The organism is Owariibacterium komagatae (genome assembly GCF_045865535.1).
In the GTDB taxonomy this organism is placed as follows: Bacteria; Bacillota; Clostridia; order Oscillospirales; family Ruminococcaceae; genus Ruthenibacterium; species Ruthenibacterium komagatae.
The window spans coordinates 1,285,798-1,302,966 of the sequence record NZ_AP031406.1 but is presented as its reverse complement, the minus strand read 5'-3'; the positions used below and the strand labels follow the sequence as shown (position 1 = coordinate 1,302,966).

Annotated in this window: 17 protein-coding genes; 13 read left to right on the top strand and 4 right to left on the bottom strand. The window is 56.4% G+C overall.

Annotated features, from left to right (window positions below; all coding sequences use genetic code 11):
- The first annotated feature begins 156 nt into the window (after positions 1 to 156).
- The 4 genes from ACKTS9_RS06520 (at position 157) to ACKTS9_RS06505 (ending at position 6,118) form a co-directional block, all read left to right on the top strand.
- A complete protein-coding gene (locus ACKTS9_RS06520; RefSeq protein ID WP_407879722.1) occupies positions 157 to 1,482 on the top strand; it encodes a diguanylate cyclase in 1,326 nt (441 codons plus the stop codon).
- Between the two features lie 114 nt (positions 1,483 to 1,596).
- Complete coding sequence (locus ACKTS9_RS06515) at positions 1,597 to 4,119, top strand: ribonucleoside-diphosphate reductase subunit alpha (protein ID WP_349216544.1); 2,523 nt, start codon at positions 1,597 to 1,599, stop codon at positions 4,117 to 4,119.
- Between the two features lie 18 nt (positions 4,120 to 4,137).
- Positions 4,138 to 5,181, top strand: coding sequence for a ribonucleotide-diphosphate reductase subunit beta (locus tag ACKTS9_RS06510; protein ID WP_349216545.1), 1,044 nt, complete (start codon positions 4,138 to 4,140; stop codon positions 5,179 to 5,181).
- Between the two features lie 88 nt (positions 5,182 to 5,269).
- Complete coding sequence (locus tag ACKTS9_RS06505) at positions 5,270 to 6,118, top strand: patatin family protein (protein ID WP_349216546.1); 849 nt, start codon at positions 5,270 to 5,272, stop codon at positions 6,116 to 6,118.
- Between the two features lie 70 nt (positions 6,119 to 6,188).
- Here ACKTS9_RS06505 and ACKTS9_RS06500 read toward each other — a convergent pair whose 3' ends face one another.
- On the bottom strand, positions 6,189 to 7,025 hold the full coding sequence (locus ACKTS9_RS06500; RefSeq protein ID WP_349216547.1) for a glycerophosphodiester phosphodiesterase family protein: 837 nt from the start codon (positions 7,023 to 7,025) through the stop codon (positions 6,189 to 6,191).
- 181 nt (positions 7,026 to 7,206) lie between these two features.
- On the opposite strand from ACKTS9_RS06500, the gene ACKTS9_RS06495 reads away from it, so the two are divergent.
- The 4 genes from ACKTS9_RS06495 to ACKTS9_RS06480 all read left to right on the top strand — a co-directional run bounded on the left by ACKTS9_RS06495 (position 7,207) and on the right by ACKTS9_RS06480 (position 10,533).
- Positions 7,207 to 7,896, top strand: coding sequence for a response regulator transcription factor (locus ACKTS9_RS06495; protein ID WP_349216548.1), 690 nt, complete (start codon positions 7,207 to 7,209; stop codon positions 7,894 to 7,896).
- Entirely contained in the window at positions 7,893 to 9,401 is a 1,509-nt protein-coding gene (locus ACKTS9_RS06490) for a sensor histidine kinase (RefSeq protein ID WP_407879717.1), read from the top strand. Before ACKTS9_RS06495 ends, ACKTS9_RS06490 begins: the two co-directional genes overlap by 4 nt.
- A 144-nt stretch (positions 9,402 to 9,545) precedes the next feature.
- Entirely contained in the window at positions 9,546 to 10,028 is a 483-nt protein-coding gene (locus tag ACKTS9_RS06485) for an RNA polymerase sigma factor (protein ID WP_349216550.1), read from the top strand.
- Positions 10,015 to 10,533: a DUF5666 domain-containing protein gene (locus tag ACKTS9_RS06480; protein WP_349216551.1), complete on the top strand. Its 519-nt coding sequence runs from the start codon at positions 10,015 to 10,017 to the stop codon at positions 10,531 to 10,533. Before ACKTS9_RS06485 ends, ACKTS9_RS06480 begins: the two co-directional genes overlap by 14 nt.
- 37 nt (positions 10,534 to 10,570) lie before the next feature.
- Here ACKTS9_RS06480 and ACKTS9_RS06475 read toward each other — a convergent pair whose 3' ends face one another.
- The 3 genes from ACKTS9_RS06475 to ACKTS9_RS06465 all read right to left on the bottom strand — a co-directional run bounded on the left by ACKTS9_RS06475 (position 10,571) and on the right by ACKTS9_RS06465 (position 13,225).
- Positions 10,571 to 10,987, bottom strand: coding sequence for a GtrA family protein (locus ACKTS9_RS06475; protein WP_349216552.1), 417 nt, complete (start codon positions 10,985 to 10,987; stop codon positions 10,571 to 10,573).
- 1 nt (position 10,988) lies between these two features.
- Complete coding sequence (locus ACKTS9_RS06470) at positions 10,989 to 11,462, bottom strand: peptidylprolyl isomerase (RefSeq protein ID WP_349216553.1); 474 nt, start codon at positions 11,460 to 11,462, stop codon at positions 10,989 to 10,991.
- 95 nt (positions 11,463 to 11,557) lie between these two features.
- Positions 11,558 to 13,225: a MutS-related protein gene (locus ACKTS9_RS06465; RefSeq protein WP_349216554.1), complete on the bottom strand. Its 1,668-nt coding sequence runs from the start codon at positions 13,223 to 13,225 to the stop codon at positions 11,558 to 11,560.
- Positions 13,226 to 13,421: 196 nt separating this feature from the next.
- Here ACKTS9_RS06465 and ACKTS9_RS06460 point away from each other — a divergent pair, with 196 nt between their 5' ends.
- The 5 genes from ACKTS9_RS06460 (at position 13,422) to ACKTS9_RS06440 (ending at position 17,159) form a co-directional block, all read left to right on the top strand.
- The gene (locus tag ACKTS9_RS06460) at positions 13,422 to 13,742 is read left to right on the top strand and encodes a PadR family transcriptional regulator (protein ID WP_349216555.1); all 321 of its coding nucleotides are present in this window, start codon (positions 13,422 to 13,424) and stop codon (positions 13,740 to 13,742) included.
- On the top strand, positions 13,735 to 14,433 hold the full coding sequence (locus ACKTS9_RS06455) for a DUF1700 domain-containing protein (protein WP_349216556.1): 699 nt from the start codon (positions 13,735 to 13,737) through the stop codon (positions 14,431 to 14,433). Before ACKTS9_RS06460 ends, ACKTS9_RS06455 begins: the two co-directional genes overlap by 8 nt.
- Before the next feature lie 3 nt (positions 14,434 to 14,436).
- On the top strand, positions 14,437 to 15,195 hold the full coding sequence (locus ACKTS9_RS06450) for a DUF4097 family beta strand repeat-containing protein (protein WP_349216557.1): 759 nt from the start codon (positions 14,437 to 14,439) through the stop codon (positions 15,193 to 15,195).
- Positions 15,196 to 15,217: 22 nt separating this feature from the next.
- Positions 15,218 to 15,421 (top strand): PspC domain-containing protein, encoded by a 204-nt coding sequence (locus ACKTS9_RS06445; protein WP_349216558.1) that lies wholly within the window; start codon positions 15,218 to 15,220, stop codon positions 15,419 to 15,421.
- A 142-nt stretch (positions 15,422 to 15,563) separates the two neighbouring features.
- Positions 15,564 to 17,159 carry a potassium/proton antiporter gene (locus tag ACKTS9_RS06440; protein WP_407879708.1) on the top strand — a complete coding sequence of 532 codons (1,596 nt, stop codon included), beginning with the start codon at positions 15,564 to 15,566 and terminating at the stop codon, positions 17,157 to 17,159.
- The last annotated feature ends 10 nt before the right edge of the window (positions 17,160 to 17,169 follow it).

Here is a 17,169-nt window from a genome sequence, read left to right as displayed (position 1 = left end):
TCTATTTATAGTGGGGAATGTATCGTTTTAAATAAGGATATCCCACTGGGCACTAGTTGACAGAATTTTACAGGATTGGTAGCCTATACTTTATAAAGAACGCAGAATGGCTTCGGCTCATGCCGGAGTGATTTTTGTCAAAGGAGGGAGATCGACGTGCCATCTCAGCCAAGAGAAACGCTGGAGCGTTTTTTTGATGCGTACCTGACGCAGCGTGATTTGGAAAAAAGTCTTTCCTTCCTGACAGAGGACGTTTACAGCCTGGGAACCGGAGAGCATGAGATCGCCGCCGACAAGCAGGCGCTGGCGGTGCTGATGCGTGAGGAGTTTCATGAAAGTTCCGAACCCGTCAAATATGAGCTTTTGAATTACCGTGAGAAAAGCCTCACGCCGGATGTGTGCGCCAGCTTCTGTTTGGTGGACCTGGATACCTCCGATGGAGCAGGTGGCCGTCTGCAGTTCCAAACGCGTCTGACCGTTGGCTTTGTGCGGCGGGACGGAGACTGGAAAATCGGCAGCATTCATATGTCGGCGCCCTCCATTCACCAGCCGGAACGAGAATTCCTTCCGCTGAATTACGGCCGGCAGGACGTTGTTCATATGCAGGAAAGCTCCCAGAAGAAACTGCTGAAGCTGATGAGCGACGTCATTCCGGGCGGCATCATGGGCGGATACATGGAAGACGGGTTCCCGCTGTACGTGATCAACGACGAACTGCTGGGCTATATGGGATATACCTATCGGGAACTGATGGAAGATACCGGCGGCAAGATGGCAAAAATCATTCACCCGGATGATCTTCCGCTGGTGGAAAAACAGGTTTGGAGTGGTTTCCGCGGCCCGGGAGAGTATCAGGTGCAGTACCGGATGCGCCGCAAAAATGGAACGTATCTGTGGGTGTATGACAAGGGGCGCTTTATCACCACCGAGGACGGCCGCGCCGCAATGATCAGCATCATTATGGATATTTCTACTTCCATTGAACTGCAAAAGCGGCTGACCAAAGAGGCCACGGTGGATGCGTTGACCCATCTGCTCAACCGGCGCGAGGCAGTTCGCCGGTTGGAAATGGACGATGGAAAGGGCGCTTTGATGCTGATCGATATCGATGACTTCAAGCAGCTCAATGACCATTTGGGCCATCAGGTAGGGGACAGCGTCCTGGTGGAACTGGGCAAGATCCTGAAAGAAAATGTGCGTGAAAATGACGTTGCCGCACGTTTTGGCGGCGATGAGTTCCTGGTGTATCTCAGCCATACGGATTCGGAGTCCATTGCACGGCATAAGGCGGAACTGTTCTGCCAGCTGTTTGCCCGGCGGACCAGCCAGCTGTATGGCAAGCTGGGCCCGACGCTGAGCATCGGCGTTGTTTGCAGCAGCGAAAAAATGCCTTTCGAAACGTGGTACGCGCGGGTCGACCGCGCCATGTACACGGCCAAGCGCAGCGGAAAGAGCCGCGTTCATGTAGATGTGATCAAATAAAAAACATCCGTGTTTTCAAAAGAAAATACGGATGTTTTTTTGTAACTTCCGATTGACGCGGCGCTGAATACATATTATACTAAATAAGTATAATATGTGAATGGAGAGATCGCCATGGACCGCACGATCATCAAGCGCAACGGAGACCGGCAGGCCTATACGCCGGAAAAGATTATTACCGCTATGAGCAAGGCTTTCACCGATACCCGGACGCCTGTGGAGCGGGTGCGTCTGGAACAGCTGCTCCGGCGGGTGGAGGAACATCTTTCATCCCGCCCCCAGGAGTGGAGCGTGGAAGAGATTCAGGATGTGGTGGAGCGCGTTCTGATGGAGGAAGGTCACTACAGTGAGGCCAAAAGCTATATTTTGTACCGGAATCAGCGCACACATCTGCGGGCGCTTCGCTCGCAGATCGCAGCGTCCGCGCTGTGTCCTGCACTGGAGCCGGTCCTGGCCGCTATTCAGAAAGATTATGGCGAACAGTGCGACCTGGGCGCGCTGCAGGCGAAGTTTGCGGGGTTCTGCAAGCCGGGCATGGAGCAGGCGCAGCTTTTGGAGGCTTTGACCAAGGCCGCGGTGGAAATGACCAGCCCGGAAGCTCCTTCCTGGGATTATGTGGCGGCTCGGCTGCTTCGCTTTTCCTTTGGCCTCGGTCTGGAGCAGGAACTGGAGCGGCGGGGTGTTTCCAGCTTCTACGAAAAGCTGCGCTATCTGACGGAAAAAGGTTTGTACGGGGAATACATTCTCAGCGGTTACAGCCGGCAGGAACTGGAGCAGGCAGCGTCCTTTCTGGATGACAGCCGGGACCGGCTGTTCACCTATGCCGGACTGGACCTTCTTTTGAACCGCTACGTCATCCGTTCCCGCAGCCACGTCCGGTTGGAAACGCCGCAGGAGATGTACCTCGGCATTGCGCTGCATCTGGCGCTTTTGGAGAAAAACGACCGCCTGAACTGGGTGAAAAAATTCTATGACATGCTCAGCCTGCAGCAGGTGAGCATGGCCACGCCCACCCTGTCCAACGCCCGCAAGCCATACCATCAGCTCTCCAGCTGTTTCATCGATGTAGTGCCCGACAGTCTCACGGGAATTTACCGCTCTATCGATAACTTTGCGCAGGTCAGCAAATTCGGCGGCGGCATGGGTTTGTATTTCGGCAAGGTGCGCGCCACCGGCGGCAGCATCCGAGGTTTTGAGGGAGCGGCCGGCGGCGTGATCCGGTGGATCCGTCTGGTCAACGACACGGCGGTGGCAGTGGATCAGCTGGGGATGCGCCAGGGAGCGGTCGCTGTGTATCTGGATGCCTGGCACAAAGATCTGCCCGAGTTTTTGCAGCTGCGCACCAACAACGGCGATGACCGCATGAAAGCGCATGACGTGTTTCCGGCGGTGTGCTATCCCGATTTGTTCTGGAAACTGGCCAAAGAGAATCTGGACGCGGAATGGGCGCTGATGTGCCCCCATGAAATTTTGACGGTGAAGGGGTATGCGCTGGAAGATTACTGGGGCGAAGAATGGGAGCGGCGGTACCGCGATTGCGTGGCGGATCCCCGCATCTCCAAACGCATGGTCACGGTCAAGCAAATTGTGCGCCTTGTGCTGAAAAGCGCGGTGGAAACCGGAACGCCCTTCACCTTCAACCGGGACCTTGTCAACCGCATGAATCCCAACGGCCATAAGGGAATGATTTACTGTTCCAATCTGTGCACGGAGATCGCTCAGAACATGGCTCCCATCGAAGAGGTCAGCCAGACGGTGGAAACCGAGCACGGAGACACCGTAGTGGTCACCCGCACCCGCCCGGGCGAATTTGTGGTGTGCAATCTGGCCAGCCTTTGCCTGGGCAATTTGCCGGTGGAAGATGACCAGGCGCTGAGCAGTGTGGTCACTGCGGCAGTGCGTGCGCTGGACAATGTGATCGATTTGAATTTCTATCCGCTGCCCTACGCCAAACTTACCAACCGGCGCTATCGCAGCATTGGTCTGGGTGTGTCCGGATATCATCACATGCTGGCCAAACATAAGCTGCGCTGGGAGAGCCAGGAGCATCTGGAATTTGTGGACGATTTGTTTGAACGCATCAACCGTGCGGCCATTGCGGCCAGCAGCTCCATTGCGGCGGAAAAGGGCAGCTATGGATTCTTCGAGGGAAGCGACTGGCAGACCGGTGCCTATTTTGAAAAGCGGGGCTACACCTCGCCCCAGTGGCGGGAACTGGCTGCCCGTGTGGCCCGGCAGGGCATGCGCAATGCCTATCTGCTGGCGGTGGCGCCCACGTCTTCCACCAGCATCCTTTCGGGAACCACGGCAGGTATCGACCCCATTATGAAGCGCTTCTTCCTGGAGGAGAAAAAAGGCAGCATGCTGCCGCGCATTGCACCGCAGCTGTCCATGGAGACCTATTGGTACTACAAGGCGGCGCACCAGATGGACCAAAGCTGGAGCGTGCGCGCCTGCGGCGTGCGCCAGCGCCACATCGATCAGGCCCAGAGTATGAATCTGTATATCACCAACGACTACACGCTGCGCAAAGTGCTGAATCTGTATGTGCAGGCATGGGAAAACGGCGTGAAAACCATTTATTATGTGCGTTCCAAATCGCTGGAGGTGGAAGAGTGCGAAAGCTGCTCTTCCTGATGGAAAGGAGAGAAAAAGATGGCTCATCTTGTGAAAAAACCGCTGTTTAACCCGGGCGGCGACACCGACGTGCGCCTGCGCCGCATGATCGGGGGAAACACCACCAACCTGAACGATTTCAACAATTTGAAATATCCGTGGGTCAGCGACTGGTACCGGCAGGCAATGAACAATTTCTGGATCCCGGAAGAGATCAATCTGGCGCAGGACGTCAAGGACTATCCCAATCTGTCCCAGGCAGAGCGCACTGCCTATGACAAGATCCTCAGTTTTCTGGTCTTTCTGGATTCTATTCAAACGGCCAATCTGCCCAACATCGGGGAGTATATCACCGCCAACGAGGTGAACCTGTGTCTGTCCATTCAGGCCTTTCAGGAGTGCGTGCACAGCCAAAGCTACAGCTATATGCTGGACACCATCTGCAGCCCCACACAGCGGGATGAGATTCTGTACCAGTGGAAAACAGACGAGCACCTGTTGCGGCGCAATACGTTCATCGGAGATCTGTACAATGAGTTTCAGGAAAAGCGCGATCCGGTGACGCTGCTGCGGGTGCTGATGGCCAACTTCATTTTGGAAGGCGTCTATTTTTACTCGGGCTTCATGTTCTTTTACAATTTGTCCCGCAACGGAAAAATGCCCGGTTCCGCGCAGGAGATCCGCTACATCAATCGGGATGAAAACACGCATTTGTGGCTGTTCCGCAGCATTTTGCTGGAACTTCAGAAAGAGCAGCCCGAACTGTTCAGCCCGGAAAATGTGGAGATGCTGCGGCAGATGCTGGAAGAGGGCGTCCGGCAGGAGATCGCCTGGGGCCACTACGTCATCGGGGATGCAGTGCCCGGCCTCACAAGCCGTATGGTCACGGACTACATCCGCTACCTGGGCAATCTGCGCTGGTCCAGCCTGGGCTTTGGCACGCTGTTTGAAGGCTGCGAGCGCGAGCCTGCGGATATGGTGTGGGTCAGCCAGTATTCCAATGCCAACATGGTCAAAACCGACTTTTTTGAGGCCAAGAGCACCGCTTATGCCAAAAGCACGGCGCTGGTGGACGACCTGTAAACAAAATGCACTGTGAGCCGTGAATTTCAGCCGAAAATGTGCTACAATAAAACAAGAATCATACGCTGCAAAAGAAGGTAGAAATCACATGGCAAAGACAGGGCTTGTTCTGGAAGGCGGCGGCATGCGCGGCGTGTTCACTGCCGGTGTGCTGGACTTTTTTCTGGAAAAAGGGCTGACGTTTGATAACATTTACGCGGTTTCGGCAGGTGCGTGCCATGCCTGCAGTTATATTGCAGGGCAGAAGGGACGAGCTTTGCGGGTGGCCGTGAATTATCTGGATGACCCGCGCTACTGCGGCATGCGCAGCTTTTTGAAAACCGGCGACTTTTTCGGCGTCAAATTCTGCTACGACACCATTCCAAACCGCCTGGACCCCATGGACTACGCGGCGGCACTGCGTTACCCCGGCCATTTTTATGCGGTGGTCACCAATTGCCGCACCGGCAAAGCGGAATACATCGAGTCCCGGGATATGAAAAAGAACATCAGCGCCATTCGCGCCTCGGCTTCCCTGCCGCTGCTGTCCCGCATGGTCCCCATCGACGGGCAGAACTATCTGGACGGCGGCGTGGCGGACTCCATTCCCCTGAGCAAAAGCATGGCCGACGGCAATGAAAAACACGTTCTGATCCTGACGCAGATGGCCAGCTATCGCAAACAGCCCAACCGGATGATGCCGGCGATCCGGGCTCGGTACCGCCGCTGGCCCAGACTGGTGCAGGCGCTGGGTGACCGCCATATACGCTACAACCGCACGCTGGAACAGGTGGCCCGGCAGGAGGCGGCGGGAAATGCCTTCGTCCTTCGGCCACAGAAACCCAGCGGCATCGGCCGCATTGAAAAAGATCCGCAGAAGCTGCGCGCCCTGTATCAGGCGGGCTATGAAGAGGCAAAGCGGCGCTGGCCGGAACTGGAACGCTTTTTGAACGAATGAAACGATGTGCGGAACGGCACAAAAAAGGCAGACTCTCACATTGCGGGAGAGTCTGCCTTTTTCATCGGTCTTATTTGTAGCGGGGTTTGGGACGGTAGAATTCAAAAATCACTGCGTCGTTTTCCAGTTCTTTGGCCACAATGTCGTTCTGCGGGCGCACCGTCCAGCACACACGCACAGCGCCCATGGCCTCCGCCAGACGTTCCAGCACTGGTTTGCGGCCGGGCCCATAGGCGATGAACTGGGGCCGCGCAATGACATTGCCCAGGGTGCAGCCCAGGCAGAAGCGTTTGAACGGGGACAGATTTTCATAGCTTTTGGGTTCGTCCGCCAGCTGGCCCCGGAAAATATCAGGTGCGTTGCGGCGGAACCAGGCAACGATCCGCGGGTCAAAGCTTTCCACACAGAAGGCGGCACCCGGATACCGGCGCTGATAATCGCGCATCAGCGCCAGCCCCTTTTCGCAGAGTTCGTTGTTTCGGGGGCCGGTCTTCAGTTCAATGATCATGGGCTGGCGGCCCTGTACGACTTCGAATACCTCGGTCAGAAGGGGAAGCGTCTCCTGCGTGCCGCACAAATGCATCTGCCGCAGCTCATCAAAGGTGAACGCGTCCACCCGTCCGTGTACACCGCATACGCGGTCCAGGGTGTCGTCGTGAAAAACCATCACCTGGCCGTCTTTGGAAAGCTGAATGTCCAGCTCCATGCCGTATCCGGCCTCCACTGCGGCCCGAAAGGCGGGCAGACTGTTTTCCGGTACGGTTTTATCCTCGCTGTGTAGTCCGCGGTGCGCATGGTTGACGCCCAGAAACGGCAGCTGCTGGCCGGCTTTGCAACGGCCGGGCCGCAGCAGTACCCATAATAGAGTGACGATCACGCCAATGATCCAAACGATCCACTCCAACATTGTCCATCTCGCTTTCCTTTGTCGCTGTTGTTCATTGTAACGCGCCGGGCACGCCGCGTCAAACCGAAACAGGTGCTTTTTCGGAAATTCGAGACAAAATTTTCACAAATTGGACATATCGCTTCGGTATTATGATATCATAACCGCAGAATGGCATAGAAGAAGGGGGACGGAGATTGAGATGCCGAAAATTTTGATTGTGGATGACGAGCCGCGTATCCGGGAACTCATTCGGGAGCATTTGCAGTATGCAGGCTTTGAGTGTGAAGAGGCGACGGACGGCTCGGCCGCGCTGGCAAGCCTGAGCGTGGGCGGCGTGGACCTGGTCATTCTGGATATCATGATGCCGTTTGTAGACGGTATGACCTGCTTGAAGGAGATGCGCAAGCGCAAGATCATGACCCCGGTAATCATGCTGACCGCCCGGGGCGAAGAGTACGATAAACTGGCGGGCCTGGAAAATGGCGCCGATGATTACGTGGTCAAACCCTTCAGCCCGCGGGAACTGGTGGCCCGGGTGAAAGTGGTTCTGGCGCGCGCTATGCCCAAAGATCAGGAGACCGGCACCAGTTATGTGTTTGGGGATCTTGTGATCGACACCGCCTCGCACAGCGTGCGCATCGGAGGCGAGGAAGCGCCGCTGACGCCGAAGGAATTCGATCTGCTGGTGTTCCTTGTGTCCAATAAGGGCATCGCCCTTTCCCGGGAGAAAATTTTGCAGAAGGTGTGGAACTACGACTATTACGGCGAGGACCGCACCGTGGATACGCACATCAAGATGCTGCGCGGCCACTTGGGCAAATACCGCGAGAACATCGTGACAGTGTGGGGCGTGGGCTATAAATTTGACCCGGAGGTCAAAGAGGGATGAAAATCAAAGGGCTGAGTACCATCCGTCAGAAACTGATGGTGTTTGTGGTGCTTTTGTGCGGGGTCCTGCTGGGGCTTGTGTGGCTTTTAAACGTCTGGCTGCTGGAGCCGTTTTACACCCACAAGGTGCATACGGATCTGCAGCGCACAGCAGATGCCTTTTCGCTTTTGATCCAGAAATATGAGACGCTGGAGGACCCGAGCCAGCCCAATGGAATCAGCCCGGACTTTTACAGCGCTGTTCAGCAGCCGGAATATACCACGATGCTGCTGGGAAAATGCATTGAAATCGCGGATGCCAACTACAACTGCCTTTTGGGCAATCACGCGCTGTCCAGTGGGCAGTGCCTTCTGCATCCGGCCCGTACGACGCTGTTCGGCGATACGGGCCTGCCGTCCTGGAACAATAAAAACGTGCTGGCCTACCGGGCCCAGACGCTGGCCGACGGCGATATGTATTTCACGCTGAACGGGCAGAACGGCATGCGCCAGATGGTGGTCTGCAAGAATGTGGCGGACCGTTATACGGTGATCGTTTCCACAGACCTGGAACGCATCGGGCAGGCCGGCGAGGTGATTGGCCAGCAGGTTCCGCTCATCGCGGCGGTCCTTCTGGCAGTGAGCATTCTGGGGGCCTACCTGTTCAGCAAGTGGTTTACAAAACCCATTACCGAACTGTCCCATGCCGCCCGGGAGGTGGCCAAGGGCAACTATCAGGTTCGTGTGCGCGAACCGGAAAATGCTGATGAGCTGGGGCAGCTTGCACGGGACTTCAATACCATGGCCGCCGAAGTGGGCCGCACGTCGGAGCTGCAGCGAGACCTGATCGCCAACGTCAGCCATGACTTGCGCACGCCGCTGACGCTGATCAAAGGCTATGCCGAGACCGTGCGTGATTTGACCGGCGACGACAAGCAGAAACGCACCGATCAGCTGGACGTGATCGTGGATGAGACCGACCGCCTCAGCGGGCTTGTGAACAGCGTGATGGAGCTGTCCAAGTATTCCTCCGGCACCATGAAAATGGAACCGGTGCGCTTTGATCTGGCGCAGCTGTGTGACGAAGTGGCCGATCGCTACCGCAATGTATGCGAGCAGAACGGGTACCATCTGGATGTGCAGACCGACCAGGTCTGCATGGTCAAAGCGGACCCGGACAGCATGAGCCGGGCCATCCACAACCTTTTGTCCAATGCCATCCACCACATCGGCGAAGACGGATATGTGGCATTGCATGTGAAGCCGCAGGCAGACGGAAGCACGCGGGTGGAGATCATTGACCACGGCGCAGGCATCTCCAAAGAAGATCTTCCCTATATTTTCGATAAATATTACCGTTCCCGCGCGGATGCGGGAAAAGTGGGCACCGGTTTGGGTCTGTCCATCACAAAGGCCATTCTCATCAGCCATGGCTATGCGTTTGGCGTGGACAGCGAACTGGGCAAGGGCAGCACGTTCTGGTTTGTAGCCGCGGCCGCCGAGCCTGAAAAATCAGCAGAAGCATGATAAAACAGCCGCACCGGCCTTCGCCCGGTGCGGCTGTTTCGTTGAAAAGGCTTGCATTTCCGCAGATTTTTTTTCATAATGTCAAAAGGAATGCAAGAATACGCCCGGCTGCGGCGTATTCCCGGTGAAGGGGGGAGAAGGGCAATGGAGAAAAGCGCGCAGGAAATATTGGACCAGTACGGAGACATGGTCTTCCGCACGGCCTATGCCATGGTGAAAAATCCGCATGACGCTGAAGATATTGCCCAGGACGTGTTTGTATGCCTTGTGCGCGTCCAGCCGAAGTTTGAAAGCGATGAGCATCAGAAGGCGTGGCTGCTTCGGGTGACCATCAACCGCAGTAAAAGTTTTTTGCGCAGCGCCTGGCAGCAACGCACCCAGGGCCTGCCCGATACCCTGCCCGACGCGGCCTTTACCCCCGGGGAGAGCACCGTTCTGGAGGCGGTGGCAAAGCTGCCTGAAAAATATCGGCAGGTCGTGTACTTATATTATGTCGAGGGCTATTCCTCGGCCGAGCTGGCGAAGCTGCTGCGCCTGCCGCAAAACACCGTGCTCAGCCGGATGGCCCGGGCGCGCAAGCAACTTGCAAAAATGCTGGAAGGAGAGTTTGACTATGTGGAAGGATGATTATGTTTCCGGGATGCAGAAACTCTCTCCAGGGGAAGACTGGCGTGCGGAGACCCTGCGCCGGATGGAAAGCGCCCGGAAAACACGCCGCATTGTTCCGCTGAAAAAGGCTGTGGCGTTCACTGCCTGCGCAGCCGCGCTGCTTCTGGCGGTGGCGACCATCTGGCCCAGCATCGGTTTGCAGAATGCATCCGGCGGGACGCAGAGCATCGCGGCTGCTGCCGCTGCGCCTGAGGAAATGCAGGCCAGAATGTACAGTGCACAGGATGCGGTGGCTGCGGATGAAAATCTGGCCGCGGCACCATTGATCTGCGGCACGGTGGTGCGCTGGACACAGGAGGAGCTGGTCCTCTCGGTAGACGGCGCAGAGCAGACGTTCCGGCTGGATGAACAGACAGTTTTGGAAGAGGGAGTCCTGCAGGAAGGCGCTTTCGTGCAGGTGAGCGGAGAGCAGCAGGAGGACGGCACGGTGTATGCCAGCCGGGTGGAAAAAGCACAGGAATAAGAAAAAGCTTCGGAGCAACTGCCCCGAAGCTTTTTGCTTATTCTTTGAATGCCCAAAGACGCTGGCCCACGTAATTCAGCAGCGTAAAAATGACCTGCGCTCCCAGCAGCGTCAGGCGCTCTGCCCAGCTGGGTGCGGTGCCGAACACCAGTTCCAGACCCCAGGGAATGATCCACTGGGACAAGCCGTGGCTCAGCACATAGCATGCGCTGACCAGCACGGTGAAGCGGATCGCGCTCTGCAGCAGCGGCGCTGTGCTGTGAAAGCTGTACTTCCGGTTCAAAATGAAGCTGGCGATGCTGCACAAAAAGTACATCAGCGCCGATGCGCCCCAGTATCCCAGCGGCCCCAGCAGCAGCTGTTCGCCCACCTGTGTGATGATGGTGTTGGTGCCGCCGATGATCAGAAAAGGCAGCAGGCTTTTGTCCAGAAAGAAATGAAGGATCTTCTTCATTTTATTCCACCACGCGCACGGTTTTCATCACCACGGGGGTGGTGGGTTTGTCCCGCCAGTCGGTGGGGGTGGCGGCAATTTCGTCCACCACGTCCATGCCCGAGACCACATGGCCGAAAGCGGCATAGTCACCGTCCAGATGCGGTGCATCCGCATGCATGATGAAGAACTGGCTGCCGGCGGAGTTGGGCATGGAGGAACGCGCCATGCTGATCACGCCGCGGGTGTGGCGAATGGGATTGTTTACGCCGTTGGAGGCAAATTCGCCCTTGATGCCGTAGCCCGGGCCACCCATGCCGGTCCCTTCGGGGCATCCGCCCTGAATCATAAAGCCGGGGATGATGCGATGGAAGGTCAGGCCGTCGTAAAACCCATCGCGCACCAGCTTTTCAAAGTTGGCCACCGTGATGGGGGCGGCGCTGGCATCCAGCTCCACCCGAATGGTTTTTCCGTTTTCCATGGTGATTTCGATCATGTAAATACTCTCCAATCCCGCGCGGTTTGCGCGCGTTTATTCAATCCGGTAAAAACAGCGGTCAAACAAGACCGTTTGCGCTATTATAACACATTTCACCGCGACGTTCCACCCGGCCAGGTCCCCGTTTTGTCAAAGCAGGCCGCCAGTTCCCGGGCGCGCTGAATGGTGCTTTGCCCAAACCCCATGGTGTCCAGCAGAGCAATGGCATTGCGCGTGACGGATGGACCGTCGTACAGCCGGTAGTCAAATGACACGCCCTGTTCCGTCACCTGTTCACGGAAATGGCGGTTGTCCCAGGAAGAAGAAAGAATCCGGGTCAGTTCGCCGTCGTGGGTGGCCACGAAGCACAGCGCCGGGGTTTGGTCCATTTGTTCCAAAACTGCCGCCGATGCGGCAATTCGCTCCACGGTGTTGGTCCCCTTCAAAATCTCATCCACAAAGCACAGACAGGGGCCGGCCTGTGCCTGCCGGACCAGACGCAGCAGACTTCGCAGTTCTGCAATAAAATAACTTTCACCGGCCAGCAGATCGTCCCGCACCGCCATGGAGCTGATCACGGGGATGAAGGGGAGACGGAACTTCTCCGCACAGCACACACCCAGGCAGCCTGCCAGCAGTGCGTTCACGGCAATCGCCTTCAGAAATGTGGATTTTCCTGACGCATTGGAACCGGTAAACAGCGTGTTCTGCTCAAACACCGCGCTGTTTTTTACGGGCTCGCTCAACAGCGGATGATATAATTCGGCACACTCCACCCGCACAGGCTCTTTTTCGTCGGCCCATTGGGGTGTGCACCAGCCCGGCACTCCCGCGCAAAAGGAGGCGGACGCAATGGCCAGTTCCAATTCGCCCAGCAGGCGGATCACTCCGCAGACCTGCTTCTGGCTGCGTGCCAGCAGTTTGATGGAGCGCCCGTAAAACAGCAGGGGCCACAAGGTCAGCATGCCCGCCACTTCCTGAAACGTTCCCGCGTCTCCCGCCGGGGGCGGGCAGGCGGAGGCGGACAGCGGCCCCATCAGCTTTCGCAATGAATCCAGATTCAGACGAAGTTCTTCTGACAATTCGGGAAGTTCGCTGTGCGTCAGCTTTGCGAGGCGGCGCGCTGTCTGCAGTGCGGCGGCCAGATACCCCAGCGCCTGCAGTTCTCCTTCCAGGCGGGGTTTGGCGGCCACACTGAGTGCAATATTCAGGCAGACTGCACACAGACACAGAAGGCCGCCCTGCGGCCCGAAGAACAGCAGGGGAAGGCTTACCCAGGGCAGAAGTGCAAAAATCGGATAGAACCGGGAAAAAGGCAGCGTCGCCTGCTTCGGATCGTTCAGCAGATGTTCGAAGTCCCGTCCGTAACGCCCGAGCCGGGCAAACTCCATTTGCAGGGCAAACCGCATGTCCGGGTTTTGCTCCATGGCTTTTCGCAGCTCGCTGCGGTGCGCGGCACCCTCGGGCCCCAGCGGCCGGTGCAGCGCCGCATACAGATATTCTTTCCCGATGGCGCTTTCACAGCAGTCCAGCCGAAGGTAGACGTCATCCATTCCCAAATCGCTCCAGGTCTGATCGTCCACGGTGAAACAGTCCTCGCTTTTCCAGATCTCCCAAAGCCGGCCGGTGTCCTTTTGCAGTTTTCCGTTGGCGGGTTCCTGCCCGAACGCGCTGCGAATGCGCTTCATCAAGGCTTTTTTTCGGCGCTGGTACTGCCAGGCCCAGAATGCGGCAAAAATCGCGGTTACCATAACGGCGATTAAACAAAAGAACCATTCCATAAGAGACGGTCTCCTTTCCTGAATAATAGTAGTATAGCACGGTTTCTGTTTTTTTGAAGAAAGAGTTCCTTCTGCATCGTATTAAAAGTAAGTGTGATTCATACAATACTGTATTGACATTTAATATTATATTCAATATAATATTGTTGAAGCTGAGAATGATGCGGGTACATACCCGGGAAAGGAAGGGGTCTGCATGGCTTTTAACACAGGTGCCGCGTTGATGGACGCGCTGGTGCTCAGCATTGTCAGCCAGGAAAGCACCTACGGTTATAAAATCACCCAGGATGTGCGCAGCGTGATGGATGTGTCGGAGAGCACATTGTATCCGGTGCTGCGCCGTCTGCAAAGGGACGAGTGCCTGGAGACATACGACCGCGAATTTGCGGGGCGCAATCGCCGTTATTACAGCATTACGGAAAAGGGAAACGAGCGGCTGGAAACCTACCGCCGCGAGTGGAAAGTATATGAGGAGAAGATCAATCATGTGTTATTCGGAGGGATCGGCAATGAATAGACAGCAATTCCTCGAGCAGCTTGAAGCAGAACTCAGCGGCCTGGCGCCGGTAGAGCGCCAGGAAGCCTTGAAGTTTTATGTGGAGTATCTGGATGAAGCGGGGCCGGAAAATGAGGCGGCAGTCCTGGCAGAACTGGGAAGCCCGCAAAAAGTAGCCGCCATCATCCGCGCCAATTTGGGGCTGTCCGACGAGAGCGCGGCGCCCCACGAGACGCCCAAGCCGTCTCTGACGCTGAACGGGCCGGACTGGAGCCGGAAAACGGAACAGCAGGCGCAGAGCGGCGCCCCCGGCGCGGGCTCCGCGGCGTACGGCGGACAGCCTTTTCCAAAAAGCAAAAACAACAGCCGTGTGCTGCTGGTTTTGTTGCTGGTTTTCACAAGCCCCCTTTGGATCGGCATACTGGGGGGACTGTTCGGCGCGCTTATGGGGTTGCTGGGCGGCATTCTGGGGATTTTTATCGGCGGCATTTCGGCCATTGCAGGCGGTGCGATCGCTCTGATATTCTCTCTGTTTACGCTGGTCGGCAACCCGGCGGATGGAATGGTCAGCATGGCGCTGTCCATGGCCAGCATCGCAATCGGCGTCCTTCTGACAGCCGGTTGTGTGTGGCTGCTGCGCCGTTTTGTACCATGGCTGGTAAGCCTGGTCCGCCGGGCGGTGCAGGCTGTTTGTGGAAAGGTGGGAAAATAAGCCATGAAGCGAATCGTAAAGGTGTGTTCGGCAGTTCTGGTGTTTTCGCTGGTTCTGGGACTGGTGGGTTACCTGATGGGTGGCCGTCCCCAGCATGTGCACTGGAACGGCGAATGGCTTGACCGCTGGCATTTTTGGGAAACGAAGGAGACGGTGGCATCGGTAGAGGTGCCCCAGGGGGAGATTCGTGCTCTGGAGTTTGAGTTGGGCGGCGGAGAGCTCACTTTGCGCAGCGGAACCGGTTTTTCACTGGAAGTCGCACGCGGCTCACTTCGGCAAAACAAAGTATCCAACGGCGTCTGGATTCTTGAAAACGGAACACCGAACCTGGAAGGTGCCCGCATCGTCGTGACCATTCCGGAAGACCGCCTGCTGGACTGGATTCATCTGGATGTGGGCGCCGGCCGGATGGATCTTGAGAACCTTCACTGCAAAGCGGCGGATTTCAAAGTGGGCGTCGGCTCCATCGGCGCGGAACATCTTGTAGTGGAGGAACAGACGAATTTGGATGTCTCCATGGGCAAACTGGATCTTTCGGGCCGCCTGTTGGGCGAGACCACGGTGGAATGTGACATGGGCGAGGTGGATCTGGAACTGGAAAAGCCGGAAGAATACGGCTACAGTGTGGCCAGCAGCATGGGCACCGTCACCGTGGACGGCCAGAAATACAACGGCTTGGATACAGAAGTGGAAATCTTCCCCGAGGCGAAAAATTTTTATAAGATTCAATGCGATATGGGTAGTGTAAAAGTCGAATTTTAAAATGTGAGAGGAGAAGCATACGATGGATGGGAAAAAACTTTATAAAGCGCGGGGTTCCCGCATTTTGTTCGGTGTTTGTGGCGGCGTGGCGGAGTATTTTAACGTAGACCCCACGCTGGTTCGGTTGGCATTTGCAGCGGCGGTCATCCTCTGGGGATCTGGTTTCCTGCTGTACATCATCGCTGCGATCGTAATGCCGGAACCGCCTTATGATCCAATGCAGTAAATCCATTTTGAGCACAGAGGCCTCCGCCTCTGTGCTTTTTTGTGGAAATTAAGCGTTTCTTCGCCTTCGTTCTTTGCGGAATATCCTCTGGTTGTGTTATACTGTTACTGTACGGACTTTTTTATGCCGAAGGGAGGCTTTTGTGAACGGATTGATTCTTTTGGCAGCGGTGGTCATTCTGGTCTGCCTGCTGCTCAACAAGATCGCGGCAAAAATGGGGCTGCCCATGCTGCTTGCATTTATTTTGCTGGGCATGCTGTTCGGCACGGACGGCCTTTTTAAAATTCCCTTTGACGATTTTGAACTGGCGGAAACCATTTGCTCTTTTGCGCTGATCTTTATTATGTTTTACGGCGGGTTCGGCACCAACTGGAACGCGGCCCGCCCGGTGGCGGTCAAAGCGGTGCTGCTCTCCACGCTGGGGGTCGCGCTCACCGCGCTCGCCACCGGCTTGTTCTGTTTTTGGGTGCTTCATTTTGCGTTCTGGGAAAGTATGCTGGTGGGTGCAGTGGTCAGCTCCACGGACGCAGCGTCTGTGTTTTCCATTCTTCGGTCCAAACGGCTGAACCTGAAGGACAACACCGCATCCATGCTGGAGGTGGAAAGCGGAAGCAACGATCCCTGCTCTTACATGCTTACAGTCATCATTCTGTCGGTCATGAACGGGCAGTCCAGCGGAAGTGCGCTTTTCTGGATGATTGCGGCGCAATTTGTGTTCGGTGCCCTGTGGGGCCTGTTGACCGCATGGGTGGCCGGATGGGTGCTGGATCATGTGCGTTTCCCAACCGATGGCTTTGACACCATCTTTGTGTTCAGCATGGCGCTGATCTCCTATGCGGGGGCGAATGCTTTAGGCGGAAATGGTTATCTGTCGGCTTACGTGGCGGGCATTTTGCTGGGCAACCGGCCCTTCCCGCACAAAAAAGCCATGGTTCATTTTTTTGACGGGCTCACCGGCTTGATGCAGATGCTCATCTTTTTCCTGCTGGGGCTTCTCTCGTTTCCTTCGCAGCTGCCGAAGGTGGCGCTGTCTGCGCTGGCCATCTCGCTGTTCCTCACATTCGCAGCCCGCCCTCTGGCAGTATTTGCGGTTTTGTTGCCTTTCCGCTGCCCGCTCAATCAGAAATTGCTGGTCTCCTGGGCAGGGCTGCGGGGCGCGGCTTCCATTGTGTTTGCCATTGTGGCCACGGTCCATCCCGCATATATGAAGCAGGATGTGTTCCACATTGTCTTTTTCATTGTGCTCTTTTCCATCGGACTGCAGGGCACGTTGTTGGCAAAGGTGGCCCGCAGCCTCAAAACCATCGATCGGAACAGTGATATCCTGAAAACGTTCAGCGACTATTCGGAGGAACTGCCCATTCAGTTCCTCAGTCTTTCCGTGCAGGCGCCCCATCCGTGGATTGGGCACAAAGTGCGGGAAATCGAACTTTTGCCGAAGCTTCTTCTGGTCCTTGTGGTTCGGGAAGGCCAGCGCATCGTCCCCACCGGGGAAACGCTCCTTCAGGAGGGGGACGAGGTGGTCCTCAGTGCGCTCCTTCCGGAGAATAATACAGAGGGATGCCTGATTGAGCGAACCGTTGAAAAGGAGAGCGGCTTGTGCGGAAAGGCTCTTTCGGAAATTCGGCTCGGGGAAAATAAACTGGCGGTTCTCGTTCGGCGCGGCGGTCAGGTGATTCTGCCCGATGGGAATACAGTCCTTCAGGAGGGAGATGTGCTGGTGCTCAGCCAGCCGTAAAAGAAAAAAG

Excerpts from the sequence above, each read along its gene's own strand:
- ACKTS9_RS06450 (WP_349216557.1), top strand. The coding sequence starts at position 14,437 with ATGAAGCGAATCGTAAAGGTGTGTTCGGCAGTTCTGGTGTTTTCGCTG.
- ACKTS9_RS06495 (WP_349216548.1), top strand. The coding sequence starts at position 7,207 with ATGCCGAAAATTTTGATTGTGGATGACGAGCCGCGTATCCGGGAACTC.
- ACKTS9_RS06470 (WP_349216553.1), bottom strand. The coding sequence starts at position 11,462 with ATGATCGAAATCACCATGGAAAACGGAAAAACCATTCGGGTGGAGCTG.
- ACKTS9_RS06445 (WP_349216558.1), top strand. The coding sequence starts at position 15,218 with ATGGATGGGAAAAAACTTTATAAAGCGCGGGGTTCCCGCATTTTGTTC.
- ACKTS9_RS06490 (WP_407879717.1), top strand. The coding sequence starts at position 7,893 with ATGAAAATCAAAGGGCTGAGTACCATCCGTCAGAAACTGATGGTGTTT.
- ACKTS9_RS06500 (WP_349216547.1), bottom strand. The coding sequence starts at position 7,025 with ATGTTGGAGTGGATCGTTTGGATCATTGGCGTGATCGTCACTCTATTA.
- ACKTS9_RS06465 (WP_349216554.1), bottom strand. The coding sequence starts at position 13,225 with ATGGAATGGTTCTTTTGTTTAATCGCCGTTATGGTAACCGCGATTTTT.
- ACKTS9_RS06515 (WP_349216544.1), top strand. The coding sequence starts at position 1,597 with ATGGACCGCACGATCATCAAGCGCAACGGAGACCGGCAGGCCTATACG.
- ACKTS9_RS06480 (WP_349216551.1), top strand. The coding sequence starts at position 10,015 with ATGTGGAAGGATGATTATGTTTCCGGGATGCAGAAACTCTCTCCAGGG.
- ACKTS9_RS06485 (WP_349216550.1), top strand. The coding sequence starts at position 9,546 with ATGGAGAAAAGCGCGCAGGAAATATTGGACCAGTACGGAGACATGGTC.
- ACKTS9_RS06460 (WP_349216555.1), top strand. The coding sequence starts at position 13,422 with ATGGCTTTTAACACAGGTGCCGCGTTGATGGACGCGCTGGTGCTCAGC.
- ACKTS9_RS06510 (WP_349216545.1), top strand. The coding sequence starts at position 4,138 with ATGGCTCATCTTGTGAAAAAACCGCTGTTTAACCCGGGCGGCGACACC.
- ACKTS9_RS06505 (WP_349216546.1), top strand. The coding sequence starts at position 5,270 with ATGGCAAAGACAGGGCTTGTTCTGGAAGGCGGCGGCATGCGCGGCGTG.
- ACKTS9_RS06455 (WP_349216556.1), top strand. The coding sequence starts at position 13,735 with ATGAATAGACAGCAATTCCTCGAGCAGCTTGAAGCAGAACTCAGCGGC.
- ACKTS9_RS06475 (WP_349216552.1), bottom strand. The coding sequence starts at position 10,987 with ATGAAGAAGATCCTTCATTTCTTTCTGGACAAAAGCCTGCTGCCTTTT.